Source organism: Leisingera sp. ANG1, assembly GCF_000203975.2.
In the GTDB taxonomy this organism is placed as follows: domain Bacteria; phylum Pseudomonadota; class Alphaproteobacteria; order Rhodobacterales; family Rhodobacteraceae; genus Leisingera.
This window is the reverse complement of sequence record NZ_AFCF02000008.1, coordinates 729,796-749,461: the sequence shown is the minus strand read 5'-3', so window position 1 is coordinate 749,461 and position 19,666 is coordinate 729,796. Positions and strand designations below refer to the sequence as shown.

The 19,666-nt window shown below is 65.0% G+C and carries 17 protein-coding genes and 1 tRNA gene; 11 read left to right on the top strand and 7 right to left on the bottom strand.

Annotated features, from left to right (window positions below; translation table 11 throughout):
• The first annotated feature begins 12 nt into the window (after positions 1-12).
• Positions 13-2,667 carry a methyl-accepting chemotaxis protein gene (locus tag GC1_RS16205; RefSeq protein ID WP_019294949.1) on the top strand — a complete coding sequence of 885 codons (2,655 nt, stop codon included), beginning with the start codon at positions 13-15 and terminating at the stop codon, positions 2,665-2,667.
• 138 nt (positions 2,668-2,805) lie between these two features.
• Here GC1_RS16205 and GC1_RS16200 read toward each other — a convergent pair.
• Together GC1_RS16200 and GC1_RS16195 are read right to left on the bottom strand one after the other, a co-directional pair.
• Positions 2,806-2,881 (bottom strand) — tRNA-Ala (locus GC1_RS16200).
• Positions 2,882-3,066: 185 nt separating this feature from the next.
• A complete protein-coding gene (locus GC1_RS16195) occupies positions 3,067-3,393 on the bottom strand; it encodes a TIGR02300 family protein (RefSeq protein ID WP_019294950.1) in 327 nt (108 codons plus the stop codon).
• A 100-nt stretch (positions 3,394-3,493) separates the two neighbouring features.
• On the opposite strand from GC1_RS16195, the gene GC1_RS16190 reads away from it, so the two are divergent.
• The 4 genes from GC1_RS16190 (at position 3,494) to GC1_RS16175 (ending at position 9,124) form a co-directional block, all read left to right on the top strand.
• Positions 3,494-4,180 carry a M48 family metallopeptidase gene (locus GC1_RS16190; protein ID WP_019294951.1) on the top strand — a complete coding sequence of 229 codons (687 nt, stop codon included), beginning with the start codon at positions 3,494-3,496 and terminating at the stop codon, positions 4,178-4,180.
• An 84-nt stretch (positions 4,181-4,264) separates the two neighbouring features.
• Positions 4,265-6,121, top strand: a complete 1,857-nt coding sequence (locus GC1_RS16185) for an adenylate/guanylate cyclase domain-containing protein (RefSeq protein WP_019294952.1) — start codon at positions 4,265-4,267, stop codon at positions 6,119-6,121.
• A 53-nt stretch (positions 6,122-6,174) separates the two neighbouring features.
• Positions 6,175-6,831, top strand: a complete 657-nt coding sequence (locus tag GC1_RS16180; RefSeq protein WP_019294953.1) for a GntR family transcriptional regulator — start codon at positions 6,175-6,177, stop codon at positions 6,829-6,831.
• A gap of 55 nt (positions 6,832-6,886) precedes the next feature.
• Positions 6,887-9,124, top strand: coding sequence for a tetratricopeptide repeat protein (locus tag GC1_RS16175; protein ID WP_019294954.1), 2,238 nt, complete (start codon positions 6,887-6,889; stop codon positions 9,122-9,124).
• Between the two features lie 31 nt (positions 9,125-9,155).
• On the opposite strand, the gene GC1_RS16170 is transcribed toward GC1_RS16175, so the two are convergent.
• Positions 9,156-9,917 carry a YdhR family protein gene (locus tag GC1_RS16170; protein WP_019294955.1) on the bottom strand — a complete coding sequence of 254 codons (762 nt, stop codon included), beginning with the start codon at positions 9,915-9,917 and terminating at the stop codon, positions 9,156-9,158.
• Positions 9,918-10,006: 89 nt separating this feature from the next.
• Here GC1_RS16170 and GC1_RS16165 point away from each other — a divergent pair, with 89 nt between their 5' ends.
• Positions 10,007-10,420 (top strand): winged helix-turn-helix transcriptional regulator, encoded by a 414-nt coding sequence (locus GC1_RS16165; protein ID WP_019294956.1) that lies wholly within the window; start codon positions 10,007-10,009, stop codon positions 10,418-10,420.
• 93 nt (positions 10,421-10,513) lie between these two features.
• A complete protein-coding gene (locus GC1_RS16160; RefSeq protein ID WP_019294957.1) occupies positions 10,514-11,719 on the top strand; it encodes a tetracycline resistance MFS efflux pump in 1,206 nt (401 codons plus the stop codon).
• A gap of 107 nt (positions 11,720-11,826) precedes the next feature.
• Here GC1_RS16160 and GC1_RS16155 read toward each other — a convergent pair whose 3' ends face one another.
• Entirely contained in the window at positions 11,827-12,789 is a 963-nt protein-coding gene (locus GC1_RS16155) for an acetyl-CoA carboxylase carboxyltransferase subunit alpha (RefSeq protein WP_019294958.1), read from the bottom strand.
• 126 nt (positions 12,790-12,915) lie between these two features.
• Between GC1_RS16155 and GC1_RS16150 the strand changes: the two genes are divergently transcribed.
• On the top strand, positions 12,916-13,749 hold the full coding sequence (locus GC1_RS16150; protein WP_019294959.1) for an AraC family transcriptional regulator: 834 nt from the start codon (positions 12,916-12,918) through the stop codon (positions 13,747-13,749).
• A gap of 88 nt (positions 13,750-13,837) precedes the next feature.
• Here GC1_RS16150 and GC1_RS16145 read toward each other — a convergent pair whose 3' ends face one another.
• Positions 13,838-14,434, bottom strand: a complete 597-nt coding sequence (locus GC1_RS16145; RefSeq protein WP_029204689.1) for a LysE family translocator — start codon at positions 14,432-14,434, stop codon at positions 13,838-13,840.
• Positions 14,435-14,507: 73 nt separating this feature from the next.
• On the opposite strand from GC1_RS16145, the gene GC1_RS16140 reads away from it, so the two are divergent.
• Positions 14,508-14,960 (top strand): Lrp/AsnC family transcriptional regulator, encoded by a 453-nt coding sequence (locus GC1_RS16140; protein WP_019294961.1) that lies wholly within the window; start codon positions 14,508-14,510, stop codon positions 14,958-14,960.
• 437 nt (positions 14,961-15,397) lie between these two features.
• Here GC1_RS16140 and GC1_RS16135 read toward each other — a convergent pair whose 3' ends face one another.
• Together GC1_RS16135 and GC1_RS16130 are read right to left on the bottom strand one after the other, a co-directional pair.
• The gene (locus GC1_RS16135) at positions 15,398-16,012 is read right to left on the bottom strand and encodes a hypothetical protein (RefSeq protein WP_019294962.1); all 615 of its coding nucleotides are present in this window, start codon (positions 16,010-16,012) and stop codon (positions 15,398-15,400) included.
• A gap of 66 nt (positions 16,013-16,078) precedes the next feature.
• The gene (locus tag GC1_RS16130; protein WP_019294963.1) at positions 16,079-17,038 is read right to left on the bottom strand and encodes an L-malyl-CoA/beta-methylmalyl-CoA lyase; all 960 of its coding nucleotides are present in this window, start codon (positions 17,036-17,038) and stop codon (positions 16,079-16,081) included.
• 174 nt (positions 17,039-17,212) lie between these two features.
• On the opposite strand from GC1_RS16130, the gene GC1_RS16125 reads away from it, so the two are divergent.
• A complete protein-coding gene (locus GC1_RS16125) occupies positions 17,213-18,484 on the top strand; it encodes an MFS transporter (RefSeq protein ID WP_019294964.1) in 1,272 nt (423 codons plus the stop codon).
• 110 nt (positions 18,485-18,594) lie between these two features.
• The gene (gene dgcN, locus GC1_RS16120; RefSeq protein WP_019294965.1) at positions 18,595-19,596 is read left to right on the top strand and encodes an N-acetyltransferase DgcN; all 1,002 of its coding nucleotides are present in this window, start codon (positions 18,595-18,597) and stop codon (positions 19,594-19,596) included.
• The last annotated feature ends 70 nt before the right edge of the window (positions 19,597-19,666 follow it).

Genomic DNA, 19,666 nt, shown 5'->3' with positions numbered 1-19,666 from the left:
TTGGGTGATAGAATGAGTTCGAAGAAAGACCTCCCGGCGAAACGCAGGTTCCGGCTGTTTTCCAGCATCGGTGCTAAGATCACGCTGATCCTGATGGCAATGGGCGCGACGGCGGCAGTCGGCGGTGTTCTTGTCACCCTGGTGTTTGCCCAGACCGGTCGCCAGATGGAGGTCCTGACTGGCGAGAAAGTACCGCAACTGGAACTCAGCAGCCGCATGGTTAATGCTGCAAGCCAGGCCAAGAATGCGATGATTGGCGTGCTGCAGGCCGCCTCGGTGGAGGAGCTGGCTGCAGCAGAGGAGGCCGCCGCTGCCGCGGTTTCCACCCTTGAGGGCAGTGTTGCGGAGCTTCCTGCAGAAGAGCAGGCTCAATTCGCCCCTGAAGCGGCAGCGTCCTCGGAGCGGCTCAGCAACCTGCTTGCTGCGCGCCAGGCAGCGTTCCGTAATCAGGCCTGGATCGACACGCAGACTGCTGACCTTCAGACCCTCAGCCAGGGGGTGCAGGAAAAACTGGTTCAAGTGGCGGCTGAGGCGCGCGACAGCCTGATGGATGGCGGCGAGGAGACCATTATCCAGGTCGACGAGGTCCTGAACAATCTGGTGGACCAGCAGTTCGGCAGCTTGCAGACCCTGCTGGAAGCGCGTGCTGACATCAGCATTCTGTCCGGTGCTGCGCTGGCGCTGGGCCATGTCCGCGATGTGCCAACCAAGCGCGCGCTCAAGAAGATGGCGACTGATGCCCTGAAACGGCTGGAACCTGTACTGGGTCGACTTGAAGAGCTGGGCCTCGATGCGTTCCGCGCCAAAAAGGTGACGGAGGGGGTTGAACTGTTCCGCTACACTCTGACAGCCAGCCGCAAGGAATTGAAGGAAAGCCGCAAACAGGTGCTGAGCGCCCGGAATGCCAGCGTCCGGCCGCTGACCCAGGCGATGGAGCGGATGGTGTTCACCCTGTCGGTCGCCGCCACTCAGGCCAGCGCTGACAACCGCACTGCCATTCAGGGGCTGCTGGACAATCAGGTTGATGTGCTTTTGCGCCTGCTGGAGATCAACGGCTGGACCAGCGCCTTCCAGGTCGCGGCGCTGGATATGGCGGCCGCGCATAGTATCGAAGCCGCCAATGCTGCCGCTGTCCCGCTGCAGGAGGCAGCTGCGGCGCTGCAAGGCTATACCGGATTCGGCGGCGGCGTTTTTGCAACAGAGCTGGAAGGAATGGTTGCGCTGGCCGACCCGTCCCAGGGGCTGCCGGCATTCAAAGTCGCCTCGCTGGAGGCCGCGGCGGAAGCGGACGCAGCTTCGGAGGCCACGGTCGAGGCGGTTCTGCAATTTGCCCGCCGTGCAACCGCGCTGGGCAATGAAAGCCAGCTTGAGATCGCCGCAATTGCAAATGGTCTTGCAGCCGATGTAACGGGGGCGCAGCACCAATTGCAGGTCCTGGCTGCAGTCTCCGCCGGAGTGTTTGTGGCCGCTTTGATCCTGACCCGGATCCTGATCCTGCGCCCATTGGCGGACATCAGCGGCACGACAGAGCGCCTGGCGGCAGGCAACCTGCGCCCGGTGAAGGGGTACGAGCGGTCAAGTGATGAAATCCGCCGCATTGCCATGGCTCTTGCGGTGTTCCGTGACGGTCTGGTGGAAAAGGCTGAGGTCGAAGCCGCGTCCAATGAGGAGCGCAATGCCCGTCTGGCGGAACAGACCGTTGCCGTAACGGCAATCGGCAACGGGCTGGAGCGGCTGTCGCAAGGCGACCTGACCTTCCGGATCCGCGAGGAGATGGGCGAGGGCTACGCCAAGCTGCGCGACGACTTCAACGCCGCACTGGAAAAGCTCGAAGCTTCAGTGCGCAGCCTCAGCGCCAACGGTCAGTCCATTGCCGGTGTCAGTACCGAAATTTCTGCCGCCTCCCACGACTTGTCGGAACGGTCTGAGCGCACCGCGCAAACCCTGGCGGGCACCGCTGCCGCGGTGAACCAGCTGTCGGTGTCGATCGCCGGCACCGCTCAGGCTTCGGGTGAGGCCTCCGCTTCTGTCGAAGCGGCCCGCCGCAACGCGACCGGCAGCATTGATGTGGTGAAGCGCACCTATGGCGCCATGGAGGCGATCAAGGAAAGCTCCGAAAAGATCTCCCGCATCATCGGCATGATCGAAGCGATTGCCCAGCAGACCAACCTGCTGGCGCTGAATGCCGGCGTTGAGGCCGCCCGCGCAGGCTCCGTCGGCAAGGGGTTTGCCGTTGTCGCCTCCGAGGTCCGCACCCTGGCACACCGGTCCAAGGAGGCTGCGACCGAAATCGCCGCCCTTGTCGATGAGGCCAGCCAGAATGTCGAACTGGGTGCTGACCTGGTCGAGCAGACCCGCGCCGCCATCGGTGAAATCTCGGAATCCGTCGCCAGTGCTGCCGACCTTATGAAAACAATCTCCCAGGCCTCCTCGGAACAGTCCGGAAGCCTGCAGGAGATCAACTCGGCGATGGCCAATCTCGACGATGCCACCACCCGTAATGCAGGGCTGTTTGAAGAAGTCACATCCTCCAGCCAAGGGCTCTCGAAAGAGGCCCAGGCCATGGCTGGCGCCCTTGGCGCCTTCCGCACCAATACGGCTGCGGCGGAACCGGCCTGGGATGAGGCTGCGCTGTCAGAGGGAGACGGCTGGCGGCTGCAAGCCTGATGGGAATGTGGCCCGGCAGCCTCGCGGGGCGGCCAGCACAAGGGGGCAAAGGGGCTTTTGCCACGCGTCCGGAGCTGCGGATTGCAGCGCGGCGAAGATGCAAAGGCTGGTCTTCGCAGGTGATCAAAAGGGAAGATTTGGTGGAGCCTAGCGGGATCGAACCGCTGACCTCCTGCATGCCATGCAGGCGCTCTCCCAGCTGAGCTAAGGCCCCAAACCTGTCCGCTTTCAGTGTCCGTTCCGTCTCCGGTGCGGTCCGTCTTGCGGTGTGAGCGTCGTTTACGGGACGGCGGCGCGGGCTGCAAGCGGAAAAATGCGCCGGGTCCGAAAATTTTTGCCGCCGGTCAAAGCGGACGGTCCGGGGGCAGCAGACCGCGCCCCCGAACCGCTTGAAACGCCTTAGGAATCGTCGTCCGGCGACGACATGTCGGCGATGTCGTCCAGCGAGACGTTGTCATCATCATCGTCGTCGTCCAGGACATCATCGCCCAGATCGACATCGACGTCTTCGTCATCATCCAGGACCACGTCATCCGCGTCCATGTTTTCTTTGGCCTTCAGGGTGGCCGCATCTTCGGCATCTGCTTCGATCATCCGGGACTTGCCGGTATCCAGCTCGACGACCTCGCCCGTGTAGGGGCTGACGATCGGGTCCTTGTTCAGGTCATAAAAGCGCTTGCCAGTGGTGGGGCAGACGCGCTTTACACCCCATTCTTCCTTGGGCATGTGGATCCCCTTGATTTACTGGTGAGTCGTATCGACGATTCCGGTGCCTTGCCATATGAGGGGGGCACTGTCAAAGCCAAAGCCTGGAAAGGGCGCGCGCATGGCCGACTATCATCTCTCCGGGAACCCGCCAGTGCCGCTGACTCTGCGCCGTTCTGCTCGGGCGCGGCGGATCAGCCTGCGGATTTCCTCGCTGGACGGGCGGGTGACGCTGACCCTGCCTAAGGGGCTGCCGGAGCGCACCGCGCTGGCCTTTGCGGAGGAAAAAGCCGACTGGATCCGTGCCAACCTGGAAAAGCACCCTGACGCGGTGGATGCGGTCTTTGGCGCGGTGCTGCCCATCGACGGACAGGACCGGGTAATCAAGCCCGCACCAGGCCGCCGCATCCAGCTGGATGCCGGCCGCATCGCAGTGCCGGGATCCAATCCGGGCCGGCCCTTGCAGCGGTACCTCAAGGAACTAGCGCGCAACCGGCTGGCCGAGGCTTCCGATTTCTACGCTGCCCGGCTGGGCAGGGGCTACAGCCGCCTGACTCTGCGCGACACCCGCTCGCGTTGGGGGTCCTGCACTGCGGATGGCGGGCTGATGTACTCCTGGCGGCTGATCCTGGCACCGCCCGCGGTGCTGCGCTATGTCGCCGCCCATGAGGTGGCGCATCTGGCGGAAATGAACCACTCGCAGGCCTTCTGGGACACGGTGGAGCGCATCCACGGCCGCTGGCAGGAACCTCGCGCCTGGCTGCGCGAAAACGGCGCCAGCCTGCACCGCTTCCGTTTCGGCGAATAGAATCAGGGCTTTGAGCCGGCGGGCGCGCGGGCTAAGCTGACACCAGTTGCAGTTGCCAGTTCCCGGTCAAAAGGCCCGTGTCCCGTGTCAGACAAGCCGCAAAGACGCCTTGCCGCCATCTTCATGCTGGATGTCTCCGGCTTCAGCCGGATGATGGCCCAGGACGAGGCCGGCACCCTGAACCAGGTGCTGGCACAGCAGCAGACATTGATTGCGCCCGCCATCCGCAGCCATGGCGGCCGCATCGTCAAGCTGATGGGCGACGGGGTGCTGGCGCTGTTTCCCAGCGTGATCTCGGCTGTGGAGGCCGCAGCGCAGATCCAGTCGGATGCGGCGCGCACCCGGCATCTGCAGCTGCGCATCGGCATCAATCTGGGCGAGGTGCTAATCGCCCAGGGCGACGTTTTCGGCGACGAGGTGAACATCGCTGCCCGGCTCGAAAGCCTGGCGCAGCCCGGCGGGGTGGCGCTGTCGGCCGCCGCCTATGACCAAGTCCGCAACCGCATTCCCTACGACTTCGAGGATTTCGGACTGCATGAGGTTAAGAATATTCCCGATCCGGTGCAGGTCTTTGTCCTTGGAGAAGAACTGACCTCGCTGCCGTCCTTGCGCCGCAGCACCCAGCCGCCCAGGCCGCCCGCGCCTGCGCAGCGCGCCGGCATGCGCCCCGCGGTGCTGCTGCTGGCAGGCTGCCTGGGGGCGGCCACAGCTGTGGCCGGGATCTGGGGCTGGCAGCAAGCGGGCCGCCAGGGCAGCGCCGCACCCGTGCCCGGTCAGCCCGCTGCCGCGGCATTTGAGGGCCGCCCGGTGATTGCGGTGCTGCCTTTCACAGCCGAGACGTTGCAGCCGGAAACCGCGCGGATGCTGTCGCAGGACGTGACCCGCAGCCTGGCTGCCGCCAGCGATGTCCGCATTATTGCGCCGTCCAGCAGCCGTGCCGCTGCAGGTCTGCTGCCGGGCGAGGCTGCGGCGCTCTTGGGGGCGGATTTCGTGGTCACGGGCCATTTGCCCGGCACCCTCCATGACGGGGTGCGATTAGAGATCCTGCAGGCAGCGGCTGGCAGCGGCGGCGAGGCCGGGGCAAAACCGCTCAGCATTCTGCCGCCGCAGCGGCTGGCAGCTGCGGCGCCACTGGCCCCGCAGCTTGCGGCAAACATTGTCCGTTACTTCGGAAAACCCTTGCCGGAGCCTGTCCGCCCGGAAGTGCCTGACGACGCGGTGGTGCAGCTGCTGGCTGCCCGCAGCCTGAGGGAGCAAGGCAGCCGCAGCGGGGCGGAGCTGGCCCTGCGCCGGGCGCTGCAGATGGCTCCGGACTGGCCGGAGGCACAGGCGCTGGCGGCGCTTTGGCACCTCGATATGCTGACCGGCCCGGTGGCCGCACTGCCGCAGCGCGCGGCAGAGGCGGCGCAGATCGCGGCCGGATTGCCGCCACAGGCTGGCGTCCTGCAACTGCGGGCGCTGGCGGCGCAGTTTGCCGGTGAACCCGACGCAGCCTTGCGGCTGGCCGAACAATCGGCTGAGGCCTACCCCAACGACGCTCAAGGTCAGCTGCTGCGTGCCTGGCTGCTTCATCTGACCGGACAAGGGAGCGGCGCTCAAAAAGTTCTCGGCCTTGTCCGCCAACTGGATCCGCTGCCGCAGCCAATGGCCCTGACACTGCAGTCCTCGATGCACCTTGCGGCCGGGCAGGACGCGGAAGCCGCAGCGGCGGCGGCCGAGGCCCTGGCGCTGGAGCCTGCGGCGCAGCAGGCGCGGGTGCTGCTCTGCGCCAGCCTGGCTGCACTGGGCAGTTTTGACGAGGCCGCCGCCGCCTGCGCCGGGCTCAAAGGCGCGCCGCTGACGCTGGATCAGGCGGCAGCAGCCTTTCCCTATTCTGCCGCGGCCCCGCGGCGGGCGCTGCGCACCGGTCTCAGCCTGGCCGGACTTGCGGGCCGCCCCTGACGCGCGCAATTTGCGCGGTTGACCGCAGCGGGATTTGTGATCACATGAATGGTATGAACCAGACTGTCCGCCCCGCCCAGGAAGCCGCCTCAGCGCCCGCTCATGACCGTGTTTACCGCGCCCTGCGCACTCGCATCATGCATGGCGAGATCACCCCCGGCGCCGCGCTGACCCTGCGCGGAATCGGCGGTGAATTCGGCGTTTCGATGACACCCGCCCGCGAAGCGGTGCGACGCCTGGCTGCCGAGGGTGCACTGTTTCTGTCTTCCTCAGGCAGGGTGACGACGCCGGAGCTGACAAACGAACGGATCGAGGAACTGGCTGCCCTGCGCGCATTGCTGGAGGTGGAACTGGCCAGCCGCGCCCTGCCGCGCGCGCACATGGCGCTGATCGACCGGCTGCAGACGATCAATTCCAACGTCGCTGAGATGGTCTCGAAACGCGATGCGGTCGGTTACATCCGCACCAATCTGGAGTTTCACCGCACACTCTACCTGCGCGCCCAGGCGCCCGCGATGCTTGCGATGGCGGAAACCGTCTGGCTGCAGCTGGGGCCCACGATGCGTGCTCTCTATGGCCGGTTGCGCCGCACCGATCCGCCGCAGAACCACCGTCTGATCATCGCCGCACTCAAGGCGGGGGATGAGCCTGGCCTGCGGCTGGCGGTGCGCTCCGACGTCACCCAGGGCCTGCGGCTGCTGGCAAGCTAAGCCGGTCTGTGAAACCGGTTCCCAGGCTGCGGGTGAACTGGTACACTCCAAGCCTATGAAAAGCCCTTCAAATCGCCGCCTGGCAGCGATCCTGGCTGCTGATGTGGCGGGCTATTCCCGGCTGACCGCCGCGGATGAAGAAGGCACGGTTGCCGCCCTTCGCGCCATCCGCAGCGAGGTGGTCGAGCCGCTGACAGAGCAGCACGGCGGCCGCATCGCAAATACCGCGGGCGACAGTTTCCTGATCGAGTTCCGCAGCGCTGTTGATGCCCTGCGCGCGGCTCTCAGCATCCAGGACAGGCTGCAGGCCCGCAATGCCGGGGTGGCAGCGGACCGCGCCATCCTGTTGCGCATCGGCCTCAACGTGGGCGACGTCATCTCCAACGGCGGGGACATCCTGGGCGACGGCGTCAATGTGGCGGCCCGGCTGGAAGCCCTGGCAGAGCCGGGTGGCATCACCGCCTCGCAGGCCGCGGTCAGCTATGCCCGCAAAAGCATCGCTGCGGACTACATCCCGATGGGCCCGCAAAAGGTCAAGAATATACCGGAGCCGGTGGAGGCTTACCGGGTCCAAAAGGCCGGGCAGGCGCCGCGGCCGGCATCCGGGTCCAAGGCCCTGCGCTCCCGGCTGGCCGCCTGGGCCGGCCTTCTCGCCGCCGCTGCAGCAGTGGCGGTATTGTGGATTGCACCCTGGCAGCCCAACCCGGACCAGGCGGTGGCGGCGCGGATGGCCTTCCCGCTGCCGGATCTGCCCTCCATTGCGGTGCTGCCGCTTGCCGACACCACCGGTGACAGCGGCAACGCGATGCTGGCGGATGGTTTTTCTGAAGACCTGATCACCGACCTGTCGCGGATTTCCGGCCTGTTCGTGATCTCCGGCAACAGCTCCTTTGCCTATCAGGATCAGCAGATCAGTCCCGCCCAGTTCGCCGAGGAGCTGGGCGTGCGCTATGTGGTCGACGGCAGTCTGCGCCGCACCGGCGCGGCGTTCCGGGCCACTGTGCGTCTGACCGACACGGCCAGCGGCCAGCTGGTCTGGGCAGAGCGGTTCGATGGCCCGCTGGAGGATGTCTTCGCGCTCCAGGACCGCATCGCTCTGGCCATCGCCCAGGCGCTTGGCCTGTCCTTGGACGCTGAAGAGCGCAGCGGCATCGAACAGCAGGACACCGCCACTATCGCCGCGCGCAAAGCCTTCCAGCAGGGCTGGGAACTGTACGCGCGGTTCAACGAGCAGGACAATCTGGCCGCAATCCCGCATTTCGAACAGGCGGTGGTGCTGGATCCGGGCTATGGCCGCGCCTGGGCTGTCCTGGCAATGGCGCATCTGCGCCCGCATATCCTGCACCACTGGCGGGGCTACACCCCGGCCACCGGCCAGACGCACATCGGCCAGTTCTACAAACACCTGCGCGAAGCTGTCCGGCACGACACGCCGCTCCGGCACGTGATCCGGGCGATGGTGCTCTTGAACCTGCCGGACTGGGAGGGGGTCTATGGCGGCAGCCGCGGCACCATCGAGGCCCGGCAGGAAGCGGCCAAAGCGATTGCCCTCCAGCCCAGCGATCCTGAGGCTCATCTGACAATGGGCTGGGCGCTGATTGCCGCGGGCGAGCCGGAACAGGGGCTGGCCTTTGTCCGCGCCGCCATGCGGCTTGATCCCAAGCATCCCAGCCACTACGCGCTGTTCGAGGCGGCAGCCCTTTTTGCAATGGATGATCTGCTGCAGGCCGCCGACGTGCTGCAGGCGGAGTTGGACCGCAACCCGCATGCCAGCGAGCTGATGCCGGTTGCGGCCTCTGTGCTGGCGTTGCAGGGGGATCTTCGGGCTGCGCGTGAAATGGTGGAGCGCTGGCACAGCGGCGGCAGCACCGCCTCGCTGCCGGCCGCGGTGCAGGACTATTTCTTCATCCTGCGCTGGACCGGCGCCAGCCAGCACTTGAACCGGCGGCTGTCAGACGGGCTGCGGCTGGCGGCGCTGCCGCCGGGCACAACAGTCGCCAGCCTGAGGGCGGAACTGTCGCTGTCCGATGCCAGCACCCAGCGCCAGGCGGCGCGGGCGCTGGGCTTGTTCGGCGCTGCGGCAGCCCCGGCGGTGCCGGAGCTGACCGCGCTTCTGGACAGCCCCTCCGCCTTTGTGCGCAAGGAGGCCGCCAATGCCCTCGGCAGTATTGGCGCAGCGGCTGAGCCGGCCTTGGCGGCTCTGGACTCCCTCGCTGGCACGGGTCTGGCCGGTAAACGTGCGGCCCTGGCTGCGGAACGAATCCGCAGCAGCCTTGCTGAGAAGGACCTCTGACAGGGGCGGCTGTTGTGAACCCGGCCGGGCGTCAGGCGGCCGGGCTGTAGTAGGGTGAATTCATCGCCCGGCTGGCGGTCTCCGTCAGCGCCGCGTCAAACACCCGTGTATAGAAGGCACAGCCCAGCTCTGCGGCCGTTTCCGGGAACATGTTCACCGCAAAATCCAGCGCCTGATCCAGCGTGGCGAAGGCATCGAAGCCGCCCAGCGTCTGCGTTTGCAGTCCGCTCAGCCAGACCTTGTTCTGCAACCCCGGCAGCATTTTCAGCGCCTTGTTGCGGGCCTGCCAGGGCGCGTCTTCAAACGGGACCGACAATTGCAGCTCGGTATAGACAAAGGCGCCGGGGGCTGCTGCCGGGCCGCCGTAATGCACCGCGCCCATGTCGCGGCTGGCAGCCTCGGTCACCTCTGCATCAAACACCCGAGTGTTATGCGCGACGCCAAAGACGCGCGGCTCTGACGGGAAATAACCGGTTACGAATTCGCGTGCGTTTTCAATGCTGTCAAAACCATAGAAACCGCCCAGCGAGTTGTTGCCGTGGCCCGACAGCCAGGTCTTGTTCAGGAACCCCGGCTGCTGCCGGATCTGCTCGTTGATCTGCTGCCAGGGCGCCTGGCCGAACGGCACGGAGATGGCAACTTCGGTATAGACAAAGGCTTTGGGGGTCATGGCGGTTTCCTGTGTTTTGGCAAGTGAGGGCAGTAGCAGCGCGCCCGCTGAGGCGGCCAGCAGCTGGCGGCGGGACAGCCGCGATCGTTCGCGGGATTCCGCGTTCGTTGGTGTCTTATTCATGGTCACTCCTGATTGCTTGCGTTTTGCAAGTGATTTAATGGCTCGCATGAGTGCTTGCACTTTGCAAGTGAAAACTTTAGGCAGGCTGTATGACCCAATCGCGCAGCAAATACGACTCCGGCTGTCCCGTCGCCTATGCGCTGGACATTTTCGGCGACCGCTGGAGCCTTCTGGTGATCCGCGACATGGCGGTGAAGGGCGCGCGCACCTATGGCGAGCTGCTGGCAGGGTGGGAGGGGATCTCCACCAACATCCTGGCGCAGCGGCTGAAGCAGCTGGAAGAGGCGGGCATCGTCACCAAGGCCAAGGATCCGGACAATGGCCGCAGTTACGTTTATGCGCTGACAGAAAAGGGCCGCGGCCTAGCACCGGTGCTGATCGAGATTGCCCTGTGGAGCGGTCGCCACAACCCCGCCGCCCACGCCATGACCGGTTTCCTGGACAAGATCGAGGCCGACCGGCCCGGAACTGAGGCCAGGATGCGGGCAGGGGAGCTGCCCTGAGGCTGGTCTCCTGGTTTCGGCAACGGCAACAGGGCCGCTGGCCGCAGCTTTCACAAGACTTGCTTTTGCCCGGTCCCCGTCCGATAGGGCAGTATGTTCAAGAACCGTGCCATTACCTTCATTCTGATCACGCTGATGATTGATGCCATCGGCATCGGCATTGTGTTCCCGATCATGCCGGACCTGATGAACCGGGTCGGAGCGGGCGGAACCGGGCAGGGGGCGTTTTGGGGCGGGCTGCTGATGGCCGCCTATTCAGGTGCGCTGTTTCTGTGCGGCCCCGTTGTCGGCAGCATCTCTGACTCGGCCGGGCGCAGGCCGGTGCTGATTGCTGCGCTTGCCATGCTGGCACTGGATTATGTGATCATGGCGCTTGCCGGCAGCTTCTGGCTGCTGCTGCTCGGGCGCACGCTCGCGGGGCTCGCCGGTGCAACCTACATCACCGCAACCGCCTATATTGCCGACATTTCCTCACCCCAGGAAAAGGCGGCGAACTTCGGCCTCATCGGCGCGGCTTTCGGGATCGGCTTCGTGCTGGGTCCGGCAATCGGCGGTCTCGCCGCGGAGATCAGCCTCGCGGCGCCGTTCTGGATCGCGGCAGGCTTGTCGGCGGCCAACGCACTGTTCGGGATACTCGTGCTGCCCGAAAGCCTGGCACCGGACAAGCGCCGCCCCTTCGGCAAGCGCGACCTTAATCCCTTCAAGTCGATCTTCGATGCCTTCCGCCTGCCGGGCCTTGCAGTGCCGCTGCTGTGCATCTTCATGTTCGAGTTTGCCAATATGGTCTACCCGACGATCTGGGCCTTCTGGACCCGCGAAGTGTTCGGCTGGCCGACTCTCTACATCGGCCTGTCACTGGCAGCCTACGGCGTGCTACTGGCGCTGGTTCAGGGCGGGCTGCTGCCCAACCTCATCAGGTGGTTCGGGGATTTCCCCACCCTGATGCTCGGGATGGCGTCTGCCCTGATTGGCATGATCGGCTTTGGCTTCACAGGATCTATTGCAGGATTGACGGTGTTCCTTGTGCTTGCTGCCCTTTCGGACCTGGTGCCGGCCCTGATGACGGCCATGGCTTCCAACCAGACAGATGAGGACCGTCAGGGCGTGGTGCAGGGCGTGATTGCGTCGCTGTCTTCGGTGGCTGCAATCCTGTCGCCGCTTGCGATGACCTCTCTGTTTCAGGCCTCCGTCGATGCGGATGGCCTCTATCTGCCGGGCGCGCCCTTCCTGTTCGCGGCGGTTCTGGTCATCGCGATGATGCCCTTGGCGGTCCGCTTGAAAGGCCATGCCTCCACCTGACAGGGCCGTGACCAACCTGTTGGTTCAGCCCGCACGCACAACTCTCGGGCACAACAAAAAAACCCGGCCTCTCAGCCGGGTTATCTGTCTTTCGCTGATACCGGCGCTTACGCGGCCAGCCCCTTGGAGCCGATGGCGAGGAACTTCTGGCGCCGGTCCTTGACCAGCGCGGCAGAGTCCATGTCCTTCAGCTCATCCAGCATCTCCTGGATTGCGCCGCTAACGGATTTGATCGCCGCCTTCGGGTCACGGTGGGCGCCGCCCAGCGGTTCCGGGATGATCCGGTCGTTGACGCCCAGCTTGTTCAGGTCTTGTGCGGTCAGGCGCAGCGCCTCGGCGGCTTCGCGCATCTTCTCGGCGTCTTTCCACAGGATCGAGGCACAGCCTTCGGGCGAGATCACCGAATAGATCGAATGCTCCAGCATCGCCACACGGTTTGCCGTGGCAAAGGCCACCGCACCGCCGGATCCGCCTTCGCCGATGATGACTGAGATCAGCGGCACGCCGATCTTCAGGCACATCTCGGTCGAACGCGCAATCGCCTCGGACTGGCCGCGCTCCTCGGCGCCTTTGCCGGGGTAGGCGCCGGCAGTGTCCACCAGGGTGATCACCGGCAGCTTGAAGCGGCTGGCCATCTCCATCAGCCGGATCGCCTTGCGGTAGCCCTCAGGCCGCGCCATGCCGAAGTTGCGCTCGATGCGCGATTTGGTGTCGGACCCCTTCTCGTGGCCGATCACCACCACCGGCTGGTCGTTGAAGCGCGCAAGGCCTCCCATCACCGCCAGATCATCGGCAAAGTTCCGGTCGCCGGCCAGCGGCGTGTACTCAGTGAACAGCGCCTCGATGTAATCCTTGCAATGCGGGCGCTCCGGATGGCGCGCCACCTGGCACTTCCGCCAGGGCGTCAGATTCTTGTAGAGGTCCTGCAGCAGCTGGGCGGCCTTGGCGTCCAGCGCCTTGGCCTCATCCGCCACATCCATTTCCTCATTCGCGCGCGCCAGCGCCCGCAGCTCCTCCGCCTTGCCCTCGATTTCGGCCAGCGGTTTTTCGAATTCCAGATACTGGGTCATGTTGCCTCTGCTCTGCAGGTTTGCAGCTATATGGCCTTAGCTGCGCCAAGATGCAACTCAGCAAGATTTGTGATCTAGGCTTATGCCATCACCTGAGAGCAGAGAGACACGAAGGAGACGCCGCAAATGGCAGCCAGCTACGAAGACCGGATCCTGCGGGTTCTGGCCCATATCCATGATAACACGGATGGAGACCTGTCGCTGGACAGGCTGGCGGACGTGGCGGCGATGTCGCGGTTCCACTGGCACCGGGTGTTCCGCGCCCTGACGGGCGAAACCTGCGCCCAGGCGGTGCGCCGCATCCGGCTGCATCGGGCCGCGGTTTGGCTGGCGAAGGACGACATGCCCATCGCGCAGGTGGCCGCCCGCGCCGGCTACCCGAACCAGAACAGCTTCTCCCGTGCGTTTTCTGAGTCTTATGGCAGCAGCCCGGCGGCCTTCCGCCGCGACGGCCAGGTGCGGCTGCCCAACCCAGCCCTCAGAACAGGAAGCTATCCCATGTATGATGTGATCACCCGCACCGACCCCGCCCGCCGCCTGGCCGGCCTGCCGCACAAAGGCGCCTACCACGAAATCGGCAAGAGCTTTGAGGCATTCGGCGCCATCTGTGAAAGCCGCAAGCTGTGGCCGCAGCTGGGCGCAGTGCTCGGGGTCTATTTCGACAGCCCGGATGAGGTGGCCGAGGCCGAGCTGAGCAGCTTTGCCGGCGCAGAGATGTGCGGCGATGCACTGCCGGACGGCATGGAGGAAGTGAGCCTGCCCGGCGGCCGCGTTGCGGTCCTCACCTACAGGGGGCCGTATTCCGGCATCCACGCCGCCTATCACAGCCTGTTCGGCAACTGGCTGCCCGGATCGGGGGAGGAGCCGGCCGACCAGCCCTGTTACGAGGTCTACCTGAACAACCCCCGCGACACCGCGCCGGAGGATCTTCTGACCGAGATCTGCCTGCCCCTGAAATGACGTCCCGCCCGGCATCAGGCCGGGCAGCGCCCGCCCTCTTGCGCGGGGGCGGGCGCTCCCTCCCTTCAGGCCGGGAGCGCCGCTCGCGTTACTGCGGCCAGATCACCGGGTAGAGCGAGGCCACCAGCAGCGCCGCCATGGTCCAGTTGAACAGCACCAGGCGGCGCGGGCTGGTCAGGAACCGCGCCATTTGCTGGCCCAGCACCGTCCAGGAGCCGACCGAGGGCAGGTTGATCGCGCCGAAAATCGCCCCCACCAGCAGGATTGCCGCCAGCGTCTGATCCGGCGTGTAGGCGCTGATTGCCGTGAGGGCCATCGCCCAGGCCTTGGGGTTCACCCATTGAAACGCCGCCGCCTGCAAAAATGTCATTGGGCGGCCTTCCGCGCCTTTGGCCTGCACCGGTGCCGCATTGGCGATCTTCCACGCCAGCCACAGCAGATACACAACCGAAACCGCCTTCAGCACTGTGTAGCTGACCGGGAAGGCATCAAACACCTGCACCAGCCCGGCGCCGACCAGCAGCACCATGAACACGAACCCCAGCGCCACCCCCAGCATATGCGGGATGGTGCGGCGGAAGCCGAAATTGGCGCCCGAGGCCATCAGCATCAGGTTGTTTGGCCCCGGAGTGATCGAGGAGACAAAGGCGAAGAGCGCAAGCGCGGTGAGGAGTTCATAGGTCATGCGCAAAATCATTGCGCCAAACGCGCCAAATGAAATTGCGTTCTGCCATTACTTGCGCGTAATTTCACAACTAATGGCGAAAAATGACAAGATAAACCAGCAGGTATTGCAGGAGCTCACCCGCGACGGCCGCATCAGCAATCTGGAACTGGCTGAGCGGGTGGGCCTGTCGCCCTCGGCCTGCCTGCGCCGGGTGCAGGAGCTGGAGCGCGCAGGCGTCATCACCGGCTACCGCGCGGTTCTGGACCGGCAGAAGCTGGGGGTGGGTTTTGCCACCTATATCGGCGTCGGTCTGGGCGAGCACACCAAGGAGGCGCAAGAGGCGTTTGAGCGTGCCATGGAGACGGCACCGGAGGTGGTGGAGTGCCACAATATCACCGGCACAATCGAATACCTGCTGCGAGTCGAATGCGCCGATCTGCCAAGCTACAAGAAGTTCCACACCGATATCCTCGGCACTTCACCTTATGTCACCGCGATCACCACCTATGTGGTGATGGGCTCGCCCAAGGACCTGCGGGCGTGAACTTTGGCTGAGGCTGGATTTTGAGTATTTGGGGAAAGATGAAAGGCTGATGCGCTTCATCTTTCCCCAAATACTCACTGCACTACGGTATCCACCGGCGCGCGGCTGCAGGTGTTGCGCACCCTGCGTACGCTGCTCTCACCGGATCTTAAGCCGCTTTTGGCAGTCTTGCTCCCGGTCGCGATCACCCGCCGGGGCTTGGCTCCCCGGCATCTTTGGAACCGGACCCCTGCCTGGCAGCGGGGCCGTGCAGAGACAACGTTTAGCACGCGGGCGGATACGCCCGTCCATCTCCGCCATTCTGGCGGCGCCGCCAGTCCATAACGCCTTCGCTGAAGCAGATCATGGATACAGGCAAAAACGGATCAGGCACACCGGCGGGGCAGGGGCCTTGGCCGGGAAAACCGCATGCCATGCCGCTGCTCGCCTCTCCTAGGTCAGGCGCCTGCCTTATGCTCCGCGAGCAAAGCCCGCACTGCAATCTCCGGAGAGGCAAGCACCGGCACCCGTGTCTGCTCTCGCAGCAGCTCAGCCGCCCCGGCCATCGAGGCCTGCGCCAGCACCACACAGCCAAAATCCATTGCCGCCAGGGCCTCGGCCACATCCTCTGCGATGGCAGCTGCAAAACCCGCTCCTTCTCCGGCTTCAAACAGCGGCCAGTGCTGGCCCAGTTCAAGGCAAGTAAGCTCCGGGTCACGCGCCCCGAAGGCGCGGCGCAGCAACGCTTCCGAAGGCCCGGCGGTGCTCTCCAGGCAATAGGCCATCAGCACCGGCCCGCCGGTGCGCGCCGCTTCCTGCATCATCGGCCAGTCGATGCGGATGGCGCCCGCGTCCTCCGCCGCCGGGCCAAGGGTGGTGCAGGTGCACAGGACCAACCCGTCCGCGGCCTCAACGGTCTCGGCAATCTCGGCCTTAAGCGCGGCATCAATCCCGCCTTGCGCCCGCTCCAGCCAATCGGCGCGCACATGCTGGTCCAGATCAGCCTCAGGCGCCAGCGCGCGAAAGGTTTCCACATGCACCTCAGCCGTATGCAGCAAGGTCAAATCCGGCATCTCTTCCTCCAATCAAAAAGGGCGCCCCCTGGGGACGCCCTTGGAACCTCTCGTCGCGGACCGGCGTCAGCTGCCCGCGATCAGTTCGGCCTGCGCCACAATCACTTCCGCCTGCTTGATCGAGGCGATGTCCACGAGACGGCCCTTGTAAACGGTTGCACCGGCACCGGAGGCCTTGGCCTCCTCCATCGCCGCCAGGATCTCGCGGGCTTCTGCGACCGCCTCGTCCGACGGGGTGAACACCTGATTGGCCAGGTCAATCTGGCTGGGGTGGATCGCCCATTTGCCGACCATGCCCAGCGTCGCGGAGCGTTTCGCCTGGGCGATATAGCCGTCCTCGTCGGAGAAGTCGCCAAACGGCCCGTCCACCGGCAGGATGCCATGGGTGCGGCAGGCCGCGACAATCGCTGCCTGCGCCCAGTGCCAGGGGTCGGACCAGTGCTTCTGGCCCTCGCGGATCATGTAGTAGTTCTCCTGGGTGCCGCCGATCCCGGTGGTCTGCATTCCCATCGAGGCTGCAAAATCCGCAGCCCCCAGGCTCATCGCCTGCAGGCGGGGGGAGGATTTGGCAATGTCTTCAGCATGGGCGATGCCAGCTGCCGACTCGATGATCACCTCAAAGGATACCGGTTTGGTGCGGCCCTTGGCGCGCTCGATGGCCGTGACCAGCGCATCCACCGCATAGACATCCTCGGCGCAGCCCACCTTGGGGATCATGATCTGGTCGAGCCGGTCACCGGCCTGCTCAAGAATGTCCACCACGTCGCGGTACCAGTAGGGGGTGTCGAGCCCGTTGATCCGCACCGACAGGTATTTATTGCCCCAATCGACGCTATTGATCGCCTCGATCACGTTGGCGCGGGCCTGATCCTTGTCATCCGGCGCCACCGAATCCTCCAGGTCGAGGTTGATGACATCCGCCGCCGAGGCCGCCATCTTCTCGAACAGCTTCACTTTGGAGCCGGGGCCGAACAGCTGGCAACGGTTGGGGCGCGCCGGGGCGGCGGGCTGGATGCGGAAGCTCATGGGGCAATCCTCCGGGTAATGACATTTCAATTCTGCTGGGGTGAAGTGTTAGAAAGTTGCGCGAGCATGTGCAAGGGAATTTTGCACATGCAGAAAGTGCCGCTGCGATGCGGCGCCGGAAACATTGCCGCAAACAGACGCGCACCCGACGGGCACCCGTGCGAGCACCCGGGCATGAAACGTGCATTTATTGAAAACTGGGCCCTGTTTCTGGGCATGCTGATGCTGATGGTGGCCAACGGGCTTCTGGTCACCCTGCTGACAATCCGGGGTGCGGGGCTTGGCTTCTCCGACCTCACCATTTCGATCATGCAGGCGGCCTATCCTGCCGGCGCCCTGCTGGGCACCGTGATGGCGCCGGGGATGGTGGCCAAGGTGGGCCACATTCGGGCGTTTTCGGCGCTGGCCTCTTTGGTGTCGATCTCGGCGATCCTGCACCTGCTGACCTCCGATCCCTATTCCTGGTCGGCGATGCGGTTCCTGGCCGGGGTCTGTTATCCCGGCATGTATGTGATCACCGAAAGCTGGCTGCAGGCAAAATCGGAAAACAAGAACCGGGCGCAGATCCTGTCGATCTACTTCATGATCTGGATGGCAGGCCCGGCCATCGGCACTGCACTGGTGGCGCTGCCCGATCCCAGCGGCAACCTTCTGTTCGGGGCGGTTTCGATCTTGATCTCGCTGTCGATCGTTCCGCTCTTGCTGTCAGGCAACAAGGCGCCGGAGTATGAGGTGCCGGACCGGATGCCGGTGCGTAAACTGTACCGCGTGTCGCCGATGGCGGTGCTGGGCAATCTGGTGAGTGCGACCGCGGTGGCCGGCTGGTTCATCGCGCTGCCGCTGTATGCGCTGTCGCGCGGTATGAGCCCGGCAGAGGCCTCTGGTGCGCTGGTGGTGGCGATGGTTGTCGGCGCTGTGGTGCAATACCCGGTCGGCTGGATCAGCGACAAGACCGACCGGCGGCTCGTGCTGATGGGGCTCGGCGTCATCGGCGCCGCGGCCTGCCTGTGGATGCTGGCGACCCCCACACCTCAGGCGCTGGTGATCGGTTTTGCGGTGCTCGCGGGCGCCAGCCTGCCGATGTACGCGGTCTGCTCTGCCCATGCCAACGACCAACTGAAACCCTCCCAGATCGTGCCGGCCAGCGGCGCGATGGTGTTCCTTTTGAACGTCGGCCAGTTTGGCGGCACGCTGGCGGCCCCAAATATGGTCAGCATTGCTGACGGAAATGGATTGCTGATCCTGCTTGCAGCCCTGTGTTTTATGGTCGCGGGGGTTGCTGCGCTGCGGCGGACGCAGGCCGATGCGCCAGAGGAAACCGGCTCCCAGCAGGCCATAGCGGTGCTTGGAGCGCCCCAAACCGGGGTGCTTCAGGCCGAATCTTGGCTGGAGGAGGAAAATAATGTCAGCAATGGTGACATACCGCGGGAATCTTCGGCAAATTGACAAAAGTGACGGATAATCTTGCGCTCCAGGCGCGCTGCGCAGCGGATTAGGCATGAACTTGTGCGGGAATCTCCGCAAACTCACCGGCAAGAGTGAAGAGGAAACCCGCCATGATCGAAACCCCTTATCTGCTGTTCCTGGGCGACGTGCCCGATATGCTGGCTGCCAAGGTTGCCATCGGCATCCGTGACTGGCGCCCCGACCACGCCGTCGGCCAGATCTCCCTGCCGGGCTGCGGTGCCGACCTGGGCTTGAAGGAGATGACCCTGGCCGAGGCCAAGGAAGCCGGCGCCAAGACGCTGGTGATTGGTGTTGCCAACCGCGGCGGCGTGATTTCCGACGCTTGGAAGGCAGTTCTGATCGAAGCGCTGGAAATGGGCTATGACCTGGCCTCCGGCCTGCACAACCTGCTGCGCGACGAAGGCGACCTGGTGGCCGCGGCCCAGACCCACGGCGGCACCCTGCACGACGTGCGCGTGCCCACCGTCGGCTACCCGATTGCCAACGGCAAGCCGCGCAGCGGCAAGCGCTGCCTGGCGGTTGGCACCGACTGCTCGGTCGGCAAGATGTACACCGCAATGGCGATGGACAACGAGATGCGCGAGCGCGGCATGAAGTCGACTTTCCGCGCCACTGGCCAGACAGGCATCCTGATCACCGGCCACGGCGTGCCGCTGGACGCGGTCATCGCCGACTTCATGGCGGGCTCTATCGAGTATCTGACCCCGGACAACGATGACGACCACTGGGATCTGATCGAAGGCCAGGGCTCGCTGTTCCACGTCTCCTACTCGGGTGTCACCATGGCGCTGGTGCACGGCGGCCAGCCGGATGCGCTGATCCTGTGCCACGAGCCGACCCGCACCCATATGCGCGGCCTGCCGGAATATGACGTGCCGACCCTGGAAGAGCTGCGCGACGTCGCCCTGCCGCTGGCACAGCGCTCCAACCCGGCCTGCCAGATCGTGGGCATCTCGGTGAACACCCAGCACCTGTCCGAGGATGAGGCGGTGAAGTACCTGGCCGAGGTCGAAGAGCGCATGGGCCTGCCCGCCGTCGACCCCTACCGCCACGGCGCCGGACGCCTGGTGGACGCGCTGGCCGCGGTCTGATCTAACAGCCCCCGCCGGAGGTGCTCAGGCGCAGCCTGGGAAGCCTCCGGCGGGAGTATTTTTAGCAAGA

Coding starts and splice junctions, on each gene's coding strand:
- GC1_RS16205 (WP_019294949.1), top strand. CDS start 13: ATGAGTTCGAAGAAAGACCTCCCGGCGAAACGCAGGTTCCGGCTGTTT.
- GC1_RS16195 (WP_019294950.1), bottom strand. CDS start 3,393: ATGCCCAAGGAAGAATGGGGTGTAAAGCGCGTCTGCCCCACCACTGGC.
- GC1_RS16190 (WP_019294951.1), top strand. CDS start 3,494: ATGGCCGACTATCATCTCTCCGGGAACCCGCCAGTGCCGCTGACTCTG.
- GC1_RS16180 (WP_019294953.1), top strand. CDS start 6,175: ATGAACCAGACTGTCCGCCCCGCCCAGGAAGCCGCCTCAGCGCCCGCT.
- GC1_RS16175 (WP_019294954.1), top strand. CDS start 6,887: ATGAAAAGCCCTTCAAATCGCCGCCTGGCAGCGATCCTGGCTGCTGAT.
- GC1_RS16170 (WP_019294955.1), bottom strand. CDS start 9,917: ATGAATAAGACACCAACGAACGCGGAATCCCGCGAACGATCGCGGCTG.
- GC1_RS16165 (WP_019294956.1), top strand. CDS start 10,007: ATGACCCAATCGCGCAGCAAATACGACTCCGGCTGTCCCGTCGCCTAT.
- GC1_RS16160 (WP_019294957.1), top strand. CDS start 10,514: ATGTTCAAGAACCGTGCCATTACCTTCATTCTGATCACGCTGATGATT.
- GC1_RS16155 (WP_019294958.1), bottom strand. CDS start 12,789: ATGACCCAGTATCTGGAATTCGAAAAACCGCTGGCCGAAATCGAGGGC.
- GC1_RS16150 (WP_019294959.1), top strand. CDS start 12,916: ATGGCAGCCAGCTACGAAGACCGGATCCTGCGGGTTCTGGCCCATATC.
- GC1_RS16145 (WP_029204689.1), bottom strand. CDS start 14,434: ATGACCTATGAACTCCTCACCGCGCTTGCGCTCTTCGCCTTTGTCTCC.
- GC1_RS16140 (WP_019294961.1), top strand. CDS start 14,508: ATGGCGAAAAATGACAAGATAAACCAGCAGGTATTGCAGGAGCTCACC.
- GC1_RS16135 (WP_019294962.1), bottom strand. CDS start 16,012: ATGCCGGATTTGACCTTGCTGCATACGGCTGAGGTGCATGTGGAAACC.
- GC1_RS16130 (WP_019294963.1), bottom strand. CDS start 17,038: ATGAGCTTCCGCATCCAGCCCGCCGCCCCGGCGCGCCCCAACCGTTGC.
- GC1_RS16125 (WP_019294964.1), top strand. CDS start 17,213: ATGAAACGTGCATTTATTGAAAACTGGGCCCTGTTTCTGGGCATGCTG.
- dgcN (WP_019294965.1), top strand. CDS start 18,595: ATGATCGAAACCCCTTATCTGCTGTTCCTGGGCGACGTGCCCGATATG.